Consider the following 14,562-nt stretch of genomic DNA (forward strand, 5'->3'; position numbering starts at 1 on the left):
CCTACTTTGTTTTTCCGCTTATTATATATGAGCCTTTTTTATCTAAAAGAATATCCTCTATGTTTGTTCCTGTTTCACGAGCTATTATCTCCTGAACTCTTGGTCCGCAGAATCCACCTTGACATCTTCCACAACCTGGTCTACATCTTCTTTTGACACCGTCTACTGTTCTTGCACCTAATGTTCTATTTATACTATCTACAATCTCACCCTCTGTGATATTTTCACATCTACAAATTATTCTTCCATATCTATTATCTTTCTTAATCATCTCAGCCTTTTCTTTTGGTGAAAGATCAATAAAATGAACTTGCTCTCTTTTTTCTATAAAGTTTTCTTTTTTATCTAAAGATAAACCACTTTCTCCTAACATTCTTACCACATCAACTGCGATTGCAGGTGCTGAACTTAATCCTGGTGATTTTATACCAGCAACATCAAAGAATCCTGTAACATCCTCAGCTTCTCCAATTATGAAATCTGGTGCATCAGATATAGCACGAAGTCCTGCAAAGTTTCTAATATTATCTCTAAAATTCACAGCATTAGTTGTTTTTAAAGAAATTTCTCTAACCTTGTTTAGTCCATCTAATTCAGTAGAAACTGATTCCTTATCATGAGTATTGATAGCATCAGGACCTACTAATAAGTTTCCATGGACAGTTGGAGTAACCAAAACTCCTTTTCCAAGTTTAGTTGGACATTGGAAAATTGTTTTAGTAAACAAACTTCCTTGGCTTTTATCTAAAACAAAGTATTCTCCTTTTCTAGGAGTTATTTTGAAAGCTTCTTTACAAACAAGATTGTGAATTTCGTCTGCATGAATTCCAGCTGCATTTACAACAAATTTAGCTTCTATCTCATCTCCATTTTCTAAAGTGATTTTAAAATTATCATTTTTCTCAATTCCTACAACTTTAGAATTAAGTCTTATTTCTCCACCATTTTCAACTGCATTCTCAGCTAAAGCAGTAGTAAATTCATAAGCACCAACTATTCCACCTGTTGGATAATATAAAGCACATTCAACTTTCTCACTAAGATTAGGTTCCATTTCTAAAACCTCTTCTTTTGTTAAAAGTCTTGCTCCCTCTACTCCATTTTCAATTCCTCTATTATATAAAAGCTCTAATTCTTTTTTATCCTCTTCATCAAAACCTATTATAAGTGATCCATTTTTCTTAAAAGGAACAGATAAATCACTACAAAGTTTTTCAAACATTTTATTACCTTCTACATTATACTTAGCCATTAATGTACCTGGCTCTGGATCATATCCAGCATGTACAATTGCAGAGTTTGCCTTAGAAGCCCCCATTGAAACATCATTTTCTTTTTCTAATGAAACAACTTTTAAATTATATTTTGTTAATTCTCTAAATATGGCATTTCCTGCAACACCTGAACCAATAATTGCTACATCATAAATCATTAAATATCGCTCCTTTTATAAAAATAAGAGAGTCCACTCAAAAAAGGCATAAAAATACCTCTTTTGTGTTTACTCTCTTTCTCTTCTACACAAAATTCATAAATTTTTTATTAAGTTAAATATATTATATCACACTTTTGTAAATGTTACCATACCTAATCTTCAATTGCCCATCTTTTTGATCTTTCAATGGCTTTTTTCCATTTTTCATAATATTTATCTCTTAATTCATCAGAAATACTTGGTGTAAATTCTTCACCAGCATACCAGAACTTAGATATTTCCTCTTTATCTTTCCAATATCCCACAGCTAGCCCAGCAAGATATGCAGCCCCTAGTGCTGTTGTTTCAATAATTATAGGTTTGGTAACCTTTTTACCAACTAAATCTGCTTGGAATTGCATTAAGAAATTATTTCTACTAGCTCCTCCATCAACTTTTATAGAATTTATATCATATCCAACATCATTAACCATAGCCTCTAATACATCTCTAGTTTGATATGCAATAGATTCTAAGGCTGCTCTTATTATATGATTTCTATTAGTTCCACGTGTTAATCCAACAATAGTTCCACGAGCATACATATCCCAATAAGGTGCTCCAAGACCTACAAAGGCTGGAACTACATATACTCCACCATTATCTTCTACTTTTTTTGCAAAATATTCAGTATCACTTGAATCACTTACTATTCTTAACTCATCTCTAAGCCATTGAATAACAGCTCCTCCAACGAAAACTGAACCTTCTAAAGCATATTGAACCTTTCCATCTAATCCAATTGCAATTGTTGTTAAAAGACCTGATTTACTTTTAACAGGTTCATCCCCAGTATTCATAAGTAAGAAGCAACCTGTTCCATAGGTATTTTTAACATCTCCTTTATTAAAGGCAGCTTGTCCAAATAAGGCAGCCTGCTGGTCTCCTGCTATCCCCGCTATCGGAACCCTTATTCCACCTTTTGTTCCAAGGTTTGCGTATCCATAAATTTCTGATGAATTTCTAACCTCAGGCAGTATATTTTTAGGAATGTTTAATTCCTTTAACATTCTTTCATCCCATTGAAGAGTTTTTATGTTAAATATCATTGTTCTAGAAGCATTTGTGTAATCGGTTATGTGAACTTTTCCATTTGTAAGTTTCCAAATAAGCCAAGTATCAACTGTTCCAAATAAAAGATCACCTTTCTCAGCCTTTTCTCTAGCTCCTTCAACATGATCTAATATCCATTTTATTTTTGTTCCTGAAAAATAAGCATCAATTAATAAACCAGTATTATCTTTTACATATTCATCAAGACCTTCAACTTTTTTTAATTCATCACATATATCAGCCGTTCTTCTACACTGCCAAACTATTGCATTGTATATAGGAACCCCAGTATTTTTATCCCATATTATTGTTGTTTCTCTCTGATTGGTAATTCCAATACCAGCTATATTTTCCTGTGTTATATTGCATTTAGCCATAACCTCTTGAAGAACCCCATATTGAGTTGCCCATATTTCCATTGGGTCATGTTCAACCCAGCCTTCTCTAGGGTAAATTTGTCTAAATTCCTTTTGACTAATTCCAAGAATATTTTGATCTTGATCAAATATTATTGCTCTTGAACTTGTAGTTCCTTGATCCAAAGCTACTATATATTTTTTCATAAATTCACACCTCATAAAAATTATAACTAATTATTATACCTTCAATTTCCAAAAAAATCCTTTTTTTTAATTTTACACATTCCAAAGTTTTTCTTTAGTTGTTGATACACAAGTAGCTCCAGATTTTAAAGCTTCAACGACATCTTCTTTATCAGAAATAAGACCACCAACTATTAATGGTTTATTTATTGTTTTAGATAATTCATTAATTACTTTAAATAACAAACCTGGTAACATCTCTACAGCATCACATTCATCTACTAAATGATTTTTTGTACTTTTAAATGAAAGACTATCTAAAATGAATACTCTTTGAATAGCTATTAAACCTAATTTTTTTGCGTTTTTTACAGTTTGTGATTTAGTGCTTATTATTCCATGAAATTTCGTTTTCTCTTTTAAATATTCAAGAACAATCTCTTTATTACTTAATCCATCTACTAAATCAACATGTAATATACCAATTTTATTTTTTTCATAAATTTTATTAGAAATCTCTGTTATATCTAATAAGTTACCAAACAAAACAAAGATAACATCAACCTCATTCTCTAAAGCTTTATCTAGTTGCTCCATATCTTTAACAGCCGCAACAATAGGGTTATCCTCGAGTACCCTTTTAAAATTTAGCATTTAAATAGCCTCCTCAAAACTGTCTAATTATAATTTAAAATATACTTGTATATACTAAAGCTCCTGCTATTGCTCCAAGAATTGGTCCAACTATTGGTATCCATGAATAAGACCAGTCAGAATCTCTTTTTCCTTTTATAGGAAGTAAGAAATGTGCAAGTCTAGGTGAAAAATCTCTTGCTGGGTTTATAGCATATCCAGTAGGTCCACCTAAAGATACACCTATTACTAAAATTAATAAACCAACAGCTATTGGACTAATACCATCTACCATTTTAGAATCTCCTAAACCTAAAATGCAAAACATCAATACAAAAGTTCCTATAAATTCAACAAACAAATTAGATTTATAATTTCTTATTGCTGGTATAGTACAAAAAGTTCCTAATTTAGCATCTTTATCCTCTGTACTATCAAAATAATCATGATAAGTTAAGTAAACAAGTACAGCTCCTATAAATGCGCCTATAAACTGAGCAATACAAAATACTATAACTTGTTTTAAAGTTAATCCTCCAGTAATAGCTAATGCAATAGTAATAGCTGGGTTAAATACAGCACCACTTACCCTTGCAAAAATATATACTGGAATCGCAACAGCAATAGCCCATCCAACAGTAATAACAATAAGTCCTGCATTATGTCCTTTCGTTTTTTTCAGAACTACATTAGCAACAACTCCATCTCCTAGTAATATCAAAAGAGCAGTTCCTACTAATTCAGCCCAAAACTGATTTAACATAAATATCCACCACCTGAAATATAATTTTTAATTTAAAAGCAAAATAAAAATAGGTAAAGCTACATACTAGATTCTTTTTAATTAAAACTTTAGATGAACTCGTATAAGTAAATATATTTATATGTATATTAAATTATGTTTCTAATTATAACATCCAATGTAATTGTTTTCAATGAATTGAAAATATATATTTTTTTACTAAAAAAATAAAAATGCTTAATATTAGCATTTTTATTTAAAATTCTTAAAAGAATTATTTATTAAATAATATTTTTTTAATTTTTCCCTCCAAATTTTGTATTTCTGTTAAATCTTTCATTTTACCATCTAAATTATTTTGGTATTTAGTTATTAATTCTTCAATATCATTTATTGATTGATTTATATTATTGTCTTCTTTAGTTGCTCTAGCTTTTATCTTATTTAAGTCATCATAAGCTTCTCTTTTAGCTTCATTCCAATCATTCATATCTTTATCTTTTGTTACTTCTAAATATTCTTCTCTAATATCTAAATACACATCAGCTAAATCTTCAGTCAAGCCATCATTATGAACAACATTTTTACTATCAGATGTTACTTCTTTATTTACTGTGTTATCTCTTGTATTTTCAACTGAATTACTACATCCAACTAACTGTAATCCAAATATTGCAGTAACTAAAACTATCAATAATTTTTTCTTCATTTTAAATTCTCCCTCTTATAAATATGTACTTATATTTTCATAATATATTTCTATTAATTCTTATACAAGAATTTTATTTTTAAGTATTTATTAATATATTTAAAATAATATTAACGTTAAAAAATATATAAATACACTAAAATAAAAAAAGATATTTAAAAATATTAAAAAAAATCAATAATTCAATTTAACAACAAAATTGTACATTGGTATTTATTTTATTTATTTCACCATTTTTGAATTCTAATACTAAATCAGTTATATCCTTAGTTACACAATAATCTAAATCAGATTCTAATCCTAAATTTTTAAGTATATGATAATGCTTTGCATCTTTTATAAAACTAGTTATATCTTCATTATTATCGTAAACATATTTAGCTGTTTTAGCTATATCAGTAAGTTCTATTTCACAAAGCTTTGATAATTCACTTATCATATATCCTGCACAAATAAAATCATCACTTGAAAACTCTCCATTTGTACCTGAATTTACAAATACTATTTCCTTTTTTTCATCTTTTAAATATTCTGCAACAGCTTGTCCATTAAGAATAGATGCAACAATAACTTTATCTGCCTTACAACAAAGATTTAAAGCTCTTGTTCCATTAGTAGTAGTCATTATAACATTCTTACCATCTACAATATCCTTTTTAAATTCTAATGGTGAGTTAGAAAAATCAAATCCTTCTATTTTTAATGCATTTCTTTCTCCTCCAAGTAAAACTTCTTCTCCTCTAGCTTTAAGTTCTTCAGCTTTCTCAAAAGCCTTCTCTACACTAACAACTGGAATTACTTTCTTCGCCCCATTAGCTATGGCTGTTGTGATTACAGATGTAGCTCTTAACATATCTATAACCACAGCAACCTTTCCTTTTAAACTTTCTTCATCTATATGATTAGCTGAAATTATAACATCAATTTTCATAATTTCCCCCACCTTTTTTTAGTTTTAAAACAAATTACTCCTTAAAATTCTTTCCTTGATAAATATCATTATCTTCTAAAGCCTTATCTATAGCATTTAAAACTTCCCATTTTTTCAAACTCCACATTGGTCCTATAAGAAGTTTTCTTGGTGCATCCCCTGTTAATCTATGCACAACCATATTTTGAGGAATCCTACTTACACCTTCACAAATTAAATCTATATATTCTTCTTGAGTTAAAAATTTTAAAGTACCATCTTCATAATCCTTAACCATTCTAGTACCTTCCATTAAGTGAAGTAAATGAAATTTAATACCTTGTGCTCCACATCTTGCAACATAATCAACAGTTTCAAGCATCATTTCCTTAGTTTCTCCTGGAAGACCAAATATACAGTGGACAACAGTATCTATTCCTCTGCTTTTTAATCCTTCCATAGCCTTATCAAATACTTCTAAATCATATCCTCTATTAAAATGTCTTGCACTCTCATTGTGAATTGTTTGAAGTCCAAGTTCTACCCAAGTATAAACTTTCTCATTCATCTCAGCTAATAAATCTAAAACTTCCTCATTAATACAGTCTGGTCTTGTTCCTATTGCCAATGCAACAACACCCTCTTTATTTATAGCTTCTTCATATTTTCTTCTTAACTCATCTACTGGTGCATATGTATTTGTGTAAGCTTGGAAATATGCTATATACTTTCCTTCTTTCCACTTCTTATTCATCATCTCTTTTACATTATCAAACTGAGTTCCTATACTTAAGGCTCTTGATCCAGCATAATCTCCTGAACCACTTGAACTACAAAATGTACATCCACCTCTTGCTACTTTTCCATCTCTATTTGGACAAGTGAATCCACCATCTAAGCTTATCTTAAAAACTTTTTCTCCAAACTTTTCTCTTAAAAATCTATTTAGGGTATTATATCTTTTATCTCCCCACATTTTTCTTTTTTCCATGTATATCACCTTTTCATAAAATCAAATTTAATAAATACTTAGCTTTAAACATATTTTTCTAGCCAAATAAAAAAAGTTAATCATAAATACACTATCTATGATTAACCATTATATTATTATACTATAATTTTTGTAGTTTAAAATCTTTTAAAGATATTTTATACTTTCCAGTTAAACCAGCATCTGTTTTTTCTCCACTTTCTAAAGGAATAACTTCCATCATAATGCTATTATCCTGTATTTTCTCATAAACTAAGTTATATGCTTTTTCTGAAAAAATATCGTCAAGTTCTAAGGCAACAATATCGCCTCCACTTTTATAAACCTTAAATCTTCTAGCACCATCTTTTTCGTAATTAACAACTATATACCCCTCATCATCAGAGAAATTCAAACTTTTAATAGATGCACCTTCTAAAATATCTAATGTAACAATTTTCTTACCTACTATTTTATCATTATCATCCTTTTTTTCTTTTTTTCCTTCATCTTCTCCCTCTTTTGTGGATGTACTTTTGGAATCTTCAACATCAAGGACTCCTATATAAGATTTATCTCCTGAATAAGTTGATATGGCTACTTTTTCTCCAGTAAAAGATAATCCAATTGCTGAAAAATCATCCTTCGGAACATCAACTTTAGCTATATCTATAACATTAACCTTAGGATACGCTCTATCTGGAATATTATCTAGTTCTATTAATGTGTTTATCTTTACATCATCCTCTTTTCTTATTTTAAGCTTTTCATTCTCTTTAAAAATATTATATTTTTGTACTGCTTTTAGCATTGATACCTTATATTCCTCATCTGGTGTTTTATCAATCTCTAAATAATATTCTTCTAAATATGCTCTAGGTTCCCCATCCTTAGCCCTTGTAACATCATATTTAAAAACAGCTTTTCCACCCATTTGTGAAACACCTTCTTCTTTAATCCCTGTTACAACAACCTCTCCACTTGGAGGTATTATTATATTCTCATCAATCTCTTCTATTGATAACCATCTTATTGTATTTAAATCTGAACTTTTCAATGCTTCCATATATTTTTTAGCTACCCCCATTGCATATTCATTATTAAAATAGATACTTTTAACACTCTTATTAAATTCTTCCTCACTTTTATATCCCGAATTATTACTTCTACATCCAACTGACAAAAAAGTTATTAAAGAAAAAAATACACAAATCAATTTTTTTCTCACTAAAATCACTCCCAACCTAAAAATGATACTTATTTTAGGTTTTCCAAATACAACAAAAGTATTAATTATTAAGTCTTTTATTCCACATAATTTTTACTAATTAAATGAGAATAAAGTAACTTTTCAATTTATATATTTAGTTATGGAGGTGATTAAAATAAATGATTTAATCAAAATTTTTCAGGTAGCTTTTGTTTTTATTGGAACAATTGTAGGTGCTGGACTAGCATCTGGTAAGGAGATAACAAACTTCTTCACTGTCTATGGCTATAAAAGTTTTTTATCAATTTTAATGACAGGAGTTTTCTATATTATTCTTTGCAACATAATTTCTAGAATAAGTATGAAAAATAACTTAACTTCCTATAGTAAAGTTATAAATGTTGTTAGTCCTAATATTCTAGGTAAACTAACTGGAATAATAACAACTCTTTATTTAATATCAAGTGCATCAATAATATTAGCTGGTAGTGGTGCTTTACTTAATCAATACTTTGGAATTCCTAATATAATAGGTTCATTAATCATGGCATTAATATCCTCTTTGATATTACTTAGGGGAACAGAAGGTCTTGTGGAAATAAACTCAATAATAGTTCCATCATTAATAATTATAATAACTACATTGATGATCCTATATGTTCTCTTTTCAAATGACCCTATTACTATAAATTCCTTAATGTCAGCTAAGCCTAAGCTTTCTAAAGGATTTTTTACCTCTGGAATTCTCTATGGTGGTTACAATATTCTTTGTTGTTGTGGAGTAATTGTTCCACTTAGTAATGAAATTAAAAATAAAAAAATAATGACTAGAGGAATTATTTTAGGTGCTATTTTACTTACAGTAATATGTATTTTCATAAATGCTATGCTTATGGTAAACCAACCTCAAATATTCCAATATGAAATTCCACTTCTTTATATTGCTAATAGATTTGGTAAGCCTCTTCAAATAATGCTACTTATGATTATTTTAGCTGAGATGTTCTCAACTGAAGTTTCAGATGTTTACTCCATAAGTAAGACTATGAGTGAAACTTTTAAAATAAACTATAAGAAAGCAATATTCCTAGTTTTAATGGTTGCTTTACCAATATCATTAATAGGCTTCTCAAATTTAATTGCAACACTATATCCTATGTTTGGAGTACTTAGCTTAGTTTTCATAGTTCAATGCATACACTATTACTTTTTTAAATTCAAAGAAAAATAGGAGAGCTTAGATTGCTCTCCTATTTCTATATTTAATAAAGTATTTTTGGTACATTGCTCTTTCTATCTGCAATTGTTGGTGGATAGAAAATTTTCTTATCCACACTAGCTCTAAGCTCTGCTATCTTAGTCACTGCAACAAAAATACTAGATATTTTATACCAAGTTGAATAGTCAACTTCTCCTGTTTTAGAAAGGTTAAATATTTTTTGGAAAATCTTAACCGATTCTCTTGTCTTCTCTCCAAAAATTCCATCAACAGCAACCTTAGGAATTAATGGATAAGCCTTTGATATTGAATTTAACTGTTCTTGTATAATCCTTACTGCCTCACCACTTGAACCAACTTTCAATATATATCCTGGAAATGATTTTGGACTTCCTTTCACCTTTTTAGCTGTTTCCAATTCTAAGTTATCACCATAAAAAGAGGTTAAAATTTCATAAGGTGCCTTTCCTTCATCCCCTAAATATTTACTTCCCCACTGTGTCATCCATCCAGGACACTGAACATTCACCCCATCACAATACTGTGATAAAAGAGGTTGTTTAGCTTCAAATCTCTTCATATATGTTGAAAAAATTTCATCTACTATTCTACTTATATTGTCATAAAAATTTCTTCCGTAATTAAATGCATGGTCAAAAGCTGTTGAATTTGTTATATCAAAATTCTTTCCTTTTCCTCTATACCACTCAGTATATATTCTATTTAAAGTGAAAGAAACTATTGCATAAACATTGGCTCTTATTGTATTCTCAGACCAAGTTGAAAAAATCTCACAAGATGCAACATTCTTAATATAATCCTTATAAGGCACCTTATAATTAGTAGCTGAGTTATCATTAGGCCTTCCATTGTGAACTACAATATATTCTGGAACTACTGGCTGTGATAAAACAACAGTTCCCTTTGGTGGAGGTAATTCTTTTTCTTCAGCCTCAGGAATTTTAGGAGGATAATTACCAACTAACCTGTTAGCTTGTATATCTATAACTTCTCCATCTCTATATGTTCCTCTTGATGATTTAAGTTGTATATCTTGAAGTGCAATTCTTGATGGATAAATTTGAACCCCTTTTATAAGTACAGGTAAAAATCCTGCTCTTTCAACAATAACATCAGCAAAGCTATATGGCACTTTACCTGGTTCATTTGAATTATCAATAGATGGTGCATCTAGGTCAATAGTATCAGTAGTTCCTGTTCCATCAGTATACAATTCTGTAGTTTTTCCTAAAGCAACACCATCTTCCCCAGTTGGCGTTATTTTAACCTTACATTTATCAATAGGTAAATATTTTTTCTCTTCACTAAAACATTGAACTTTCAATCCGCCTAATGTCATAAAAATTCTCCTATTTTTATTAATTCCTTATATTTTATGAACCTCTTTTCCTATTTGTTAATTATATAAGAATATTACTAATATAAAATATAATTAATGTTTTTTAAAATAATTTATTAGCTCTTAAACTATTAAAAACTTTAACCATATTTATAGTTCCATATCCCCATTCTTGATTTGGATAAACATCCCCTTCTCTTGTATCAGCACCCCTCATCAAATATGTTTGAAGCTTAGAAACATATAAAGTAGGATCATTATTATTAACAATTCCCCATTGAAAAAGCATTGCTGAACACCCTGTAACAACAGCTGCTGCCACACTTCCTCCTGTTACTCTAACCTTTTCTCCTTTATTATTAATAGTCAATGCATTCACTCCACCAGCTGCAATCATAGGTTGAACTAACATATTTCTTGAATATCCTCTTCCTGATTCAGAAACAATTGTATTATTATTCTGATCATAAAATGCAACAGTTATCATTTTTTCTGATGCTCCTGGAATTGTTAGTGTTGTATATGGGGATGGCATTAAAAATTTTGTTCCCTCAGCTAATAATTCTCTTTGAAGTATAAATACATCAAACTTTCCATAAACAATATATTCTCCTGTTAATTTTAATCTCCATATTCCTGGTTTTAAATTTTGTGCTCTTATAACTATTCTCTCCCCACCAGTCAACTCATCTGGTGAATCATAGAATATATCCATAATTGTTCCCTCATATATAAAACTTATCTTATATCCATTTTTAATAGCTAATTTCTTCTTTCCACCATAATTAGGAATTGGATTTGCATTATCAATAATCTCTCCAGATGGAGATATTATTGAAAGTCTAAATTTATCAGGCTTATACCCAAGAATAATCATCATAAGCCCATCTTGTTTTTCTCCAACTTGAAGCTCTATCATTTTATTTTTTCCTCTTTCACTTATTATTCCATCTGCATGGGTATCTGTGTTTCCTTGATTTCCAGAGGATGCAACAACTGCCACTCCTCTCTTATTAGAAATTTCATCTATATATCTTTCTAAAATACTTGTACCATCATGAGCACCAAAATTACTTCCTACTGGAACATATATTACTATGGGCTTATCATACTCGAAGCTTAAATTATAGAGATATTTCATTGCTAATAGGATATCAATATTTCTATACTTTAATCCATCTCCTTTAGTAAAAAAATAATCAGTGTATTTTTTAAATGCTTCATCAAGTTTAACAATGGCAATATCTGCTTCTGGTACAACTCCTTTCAAATCATTATCTTTTCCACTCCCAGCAATAATACAACTCATTTCAGTTCCATGACCATAGTCATCTCTAGATTCAACTATACTATATGGATCACCTCCAGATTTAAATAAATCAATAGCAGATTGAATTTCACTTTGATTATATTCAGTTCCATAAGAAATCCCTTTAGGATATTTTCCTTCTTTATTAATTCCTTGATCCCATATTCTAAGTATTCTGGTTTTTCTATCATTAGTCATAAATTCTTCATTAAGATAATCTATTCCTGTGTCTATTATTCCAACAATTACATCTTTACCTGTTAATTTTAAATAAGAATTTTTGTGAAATGCCTGTACTTTTGATGATTCTAGAAGTGTCGTTGTACTTAAAGTATATATTCCTCCTAACTCAATAAAAACTAATCCACTTATTTTATTAATAGTTTCATCATAATCAACGCCTTTCATAGATAAAACTGCGTAGGTATCATCAATTAAAAAAACGTCAACTCCCTCTAAATTTTTAACCTCACTTTTTATATCTCCAGTATATTCAACTAAAATATTCATAGCTTCTGAATCTGTCAATATATTTTTTTTATTTTGATCTATATTAATATCTGCATTGTTGTCTTCATTTTTAAATTGATTTGTTTCTTGTTCGCTATCTTTATTTATAATTACCTGCTTTTCAGATTCATTGCTATTAGTTCTATAATCACTATTACCTTTCCTGTTATAATCATCTAGAAAATTTTCTGATTTAAAATTTCTTTTCATGGTTACCTCCTATTAGTTAGAAGATCCATTGTTTTATCCAAACATACAAATCCATAACCTATATCGGGATTTGGATAAGCCTCTCCCAAAAAAGTTCTTTTAGCACCTTTTATAAGATAGTATTTTATTCTTTCACCATATAAAAATGGATCATTTCTCTTTACAAGACCCCATTCAAAAAGTAAGGCACAAATTCCTGCAACCTGTGGTGCCGCCATTGATGTACCACTTTTTGTATCAAAACCTTGCTCTTCTACAGTTGATAAAATATTTTCACCTGGTGCAACTAAATCTGGTTTAATAAGCCATTCTGGCCTTACTACTCCTCTACCTGAAAAAGATGAAAGGTTATTATTTAAATAATTATAGCTTCCCACTGAAATAACTCCTGCCACTGTAGCTGGAATGCCTAATGTATTATAAACATCAGGTTGTAGAAACTTTGTATTTACATTTAATCCTTCTGCGATAGGAAGCCAAACATCAAAATATCCCTCATAATTATTTAATTTTTTAAGAGATACCCTCCATTCTCCTGGTGTTATTGTATCACCCAAAGGAAGAATACTTATTGTTGTTTGTCCTTGTATGTCAAAAGGTTTAGGTCCTGTGCTATATACAACAATTTTTTCTTTTCCTATAAATCTTACTTGATAATCTTCTGATAAATTAATTTCTCCTGTGCTTATTCCTATTGGAGATGTTATTTCCACAGTCAAATCAACAAGGACAGGCTTGTATAAAGCTAAAATAATACCTCTTTCTTCGTTTGCTATATTTAGATCAATAACTTCTTCTTTTTTTATTTCTCTTCCTACGTGGTGAGAACTGTTTCCCTCGTTCCCTGCTGCAACCACAATTACAGCTTTCTGAAGTTGAGTAAATGTTTGAATATATTTTTCTAAAAGGCTACTCCCATTATGAGAACCATCATTCGTACTTAAACTTATATTAACAACCAATGGTTTATCTAATTCATTACTCTTATCTATCAAAAATTTTAATCCCCTCATAAGTTGTGTACTTAAAGCTGAGCTTAAACTTTTTTCTCCTGTTATCTTAACCATTGCTATACTACTGTTATATGCAACGCCATAATTATCATAATTTATACTTCCTCCTGCACAGGCTATTCCAGCAACATGAGTGCCATGACCTGACAAATCTTGAACTGGTATAACAGAATATGGATCTGTTGATTTCAGCGCCTCATTTATCTTAGCTTTATTATAAATTTCTTTATTCTCTAAATCATAAATATACTCAATTCTTGTGTTTCCACTTGCATCTTTAAATGCATTATGAGTAAAATCAATTCCTGTATCTAAAAAACCAACCAATACACCTTCACCTGTTAATCCATAATTATTCCAAACAGAGGTTATACAAGAAGCCCTATTACTTTCATATGCAGATGTGTAAAGAATTTTAGGTAATTCTATATATTGAAGCCCTTCTAACTGACTTATCTTATTTAAATCAGAAGTTTTTATTATAAGTATTCCAAATCCATATCCTAAATCCTCAAAGCTAGCACCTATTTTATTTACTGAATTTGCAAACTTAATCCTATTATCTCCATATAAAACAACTAACTCTATTTCTCCTGTTTTCAATATTTCTGGAGAATATATATCTACTATGCTATATAATAATTGCTCTGGAATTTTATTTATAAAATCTATACCAACATTAGATGTATTTTCCATAC

The 14,562-nt window shown here is 29.6% G+C and carries 12 protein-coding genes; 1 reads left to right on the plus strand and 11 read right to left on the minus strand.

Translation table 11 applies throughout. From position 1 onward, the window contains the following. Position 1: 1 nt before the first annotated feature. From Q1K13_RS05205 to Q1K13_RS05240, 8 genes are all read right to left on the minus strand, one after another. Positions 2 to 1,432 (minus strand): NAD(P)/FAD-dependent oxidoreductase, encoded by a 1,431-nt coding sequence (locus Q1K13_RS05205; RefSeq protein WP_300348211.1) that lies wholly within the window; start codon positions 1,430 to 1,432, stop codon positions 2 to 4. A 155-nt stretch (positions 1,433 to 1,587) separates the two neighbouring features. Then, positions 1,588 to 3,090, minus strand: coding sequence for a glycerol kinase GlpK (gene glpK / locus Q1K13_RS05210; RefSeq protein WP_300348214.1), 1,503 nt, complete (start codon positions 3,088 to 3,090; stop codon positions 1,588 to 1,590). Positions 3,091 to 3,162: 72 nt separating this feature from the next. After that, positions 3,163 to 3,723 (minus strand): glycerol-3-phosphate responsive antiterminator, encoded by a 561-nt coding sequence (locus tag Q1K13_RS05215; protein WP_300348215.1) that lies wholly within the window; start codon positions 3,721 to 3,723, stop codon positions 3,163 to 3,165. A gap of 34 nt (positions 3,724 to 3,757) precedes the next feature. Continuing rightward, the gene (locus tag Q1K13_RS05220) at positions 3,758 to 4,465 is read right to left on the minus strand and encodes an MIP/aquaporin family protein (RefSeq protein ID WP_300348216.1); all 708 of its coding nucleotides are present in this window, start codon (positions 4,463 to 4,465) and stop codon (positions 3,758 to 3,760) included. Between the two features lie 253 nt (positions 4,466 to 4,718). After that, on the minus strand, positions 4,719 to 5,153 hold the full coding sequence (locus tag Q1K13_RS05225; protein WP_300348218.1) for a hypothetical protein: 435 nt from the start codon (positions 5,151 to 5,153) through the stop codon (positions 4,719 to 4,721). A 187-nt stretch (positions 5,154 to 5,340) separates the two neighbouring features. Next, positions 5,341 to 6,084 (minus strand): 2-phosphosulfolactate phosphatase family protein, encoded by a 744-nt coding sequence (locus tag Q1K13_RS05230; protein WP_300348219.1) that lies wholly within the window; start codon positions 6,082 to 6,084, stop codon positions 5,341 to 5,343. A gap of 34 nt (positions 6,085 to 6,118) precedes the next feature. Further along, positions 6,119 to 7,054: a tRNA modification radical SAM protein MnmL/YtqA gene (mnmL, locus tag Q1K13_RS05235; protein ID WP_300348222.1), complete on the minus strand. Its 936-nt coding sequence runs from the start codon at positions 7,052 to 7,054 to the stop codon at positions 6,119 to 6,121. 121 nt (positions 7,055 to 7,175) lie between these two features. After that, the gene (locus Q1K13_RS05240; protein ID WP_300348224.1) at positions 7,176 to 8,261 is read right to left on the minus strand and encodes a hypothetical protein; all 1,086 of its coding nucleotides are present in this window, start codon (positions 8,259 to 8,261) and stop codon (positions 7,176 to 7,178) included. 157 nt (positions 8,262 to 8,418) lie between these two features. Between Q1K13_RS05240 and Q1K13_RS05245 the strand changes: the two genes are divergently transcribed. Further along, the gene (locus tag Q1K13_RS05245) at positions 8,419 to 9,474 is read left to right on the plus strand and encodes a YkvI family membrane protein (RefSeq protein WP_300348280.1); all 1,056 of its coding nucleotides are present in this window, start codon (positions 8,419 to 8,421) and stop codon (positions 9,472 to 9,474) included. 31 nt (positions 9,475 to 9,505) lie between these two features. On the opposite strand, the gene Q1K13_RS05250 is transcribed toward Q1K13_RS05245, so the two are convergent. The 3 genes from Q1K13_RS05250 to Q1K13_RS05260 all read right to left on the minus strand — a co-directional run bounded on the left by Q1K13_RS05250 (position 9,506) and on the right by Q1K13_RS05260 (position 14,560). After that, positions 9,506 to 10,822, minus strand: coding sequence for a peptidoglycan-binding domain-containing protein (locus tag Q1K13_RS05250; protein ID WP_300348226.1), 1,317 nt, complete (start codon positions 10,820 to 10,822; stop codon positions 9,506 to 9,508). 103 nt (positions 10,823 to 10,925) lie between these two features. Beyond that, positions 10,926 to 12,851, minus strand: coding sequence for a S8 family peptidase (locus Q1K13_RS05255; RefSeq protein WP_300348227.1), 1,926 nt, complete (start codon positions 12,849 to 12,851; stop codon positions 10,926 to 10,928). Positions 12,852 to 12,853: 2 nt separating this feature from the next. Beyond that, positions 12,854 to 14,560 carry a S8 family peptidase gene (locus Q1K13_RS05260; protein WP_300348228.1) on the minus strand — a complete coding sequence of 569 codons (1,707 nt, stop codon included), beginning with the start codon at positions 14,558 to 14,560 and terminating at the stop codon, positions 12,854 to 12,856. Positions 14,561 to 14,562 lie beyond the last annotated feature (2 nt).

It is taken from the genome of Clostridium sp. (assembly GCF_029267215.1).
Lineage (GTDB): Bacteria > Bacillota > Clostridia > Clostridiales > Clostridiaceae > Sarcina.

Bases quoted from the DNA above. Each gene is read 5' to 3' on its own strand.
- Q1K13_RS05255 (WP_300348227.1), bottom strand. From the start codon at position 12,851: ATGAAAAGAAATTTTAAATCAGAAAATTTTCTAGATGATTATAACAGG.
- Q1K13_RS05250 (WP_300348226.1), bottom strand. From the start codon at position 10,822: ATGACATTAGGCGGATTGAAAGTTCAATGTTTTAGTGAAGAGAAAAAA.
- Q1K13_RS05215 (WP_300348215.1), bottom strand. From the start codon at position 3,723: ATGCTAAATTTTAAAAGGGTACTCGAGGATAACCCTATTGTTGCGGCT.
- glpK (WP_300348214.1), bottom strand. From the start codon at position 3,090: ATGAAAAAATATATAGTAGCTTTGGATCAAGGAACTACAAGTTCAAGA.
- Q1K13_RS05225 (WP_300348218.1), bottom strand. From the start codon at position 5,153: ATGAAGAAAAAATTATTGATAGTTTTAGTTACTGCAATATTTGGATTA.
- mnmL (WP_300348222.1), bottom strand. From the start codon at position 7,054: ATGGAAAAAAGAAAAATGTGGGGAGATAAAAGATATAATACCCTAAAT.
- Q1K13_RS05205 (WP_300348211.1), bottom strand. From the start codon at position 1,432: ATGATTTATGATGTAGCAATTATTGGTTCAGGTGTTGCAGGAAATGCC.
- Q1K13_RS05260 (WP_300348228.1), bottom strand. From the start codon at position 14,560: ATGGAAAATACATCTAATGTTGGTATAGATTTTATAAATAAAATTCCA.
- Q1K13_RS05220 (WP_300348216.1), bottom strand. From the start codon at position 4,465: ATGTTAAATCAGTTTTGGGCTGAATTAGTAGGAACTGCTCTTTTGATA.
- Q1K13_RS05230 (WP_300348219.1), bottom strand. From the start codon at position 6,084: ATGAAAATTGATGTTATAATTTCAGCTAATCATATAGATGAAGAAAGT.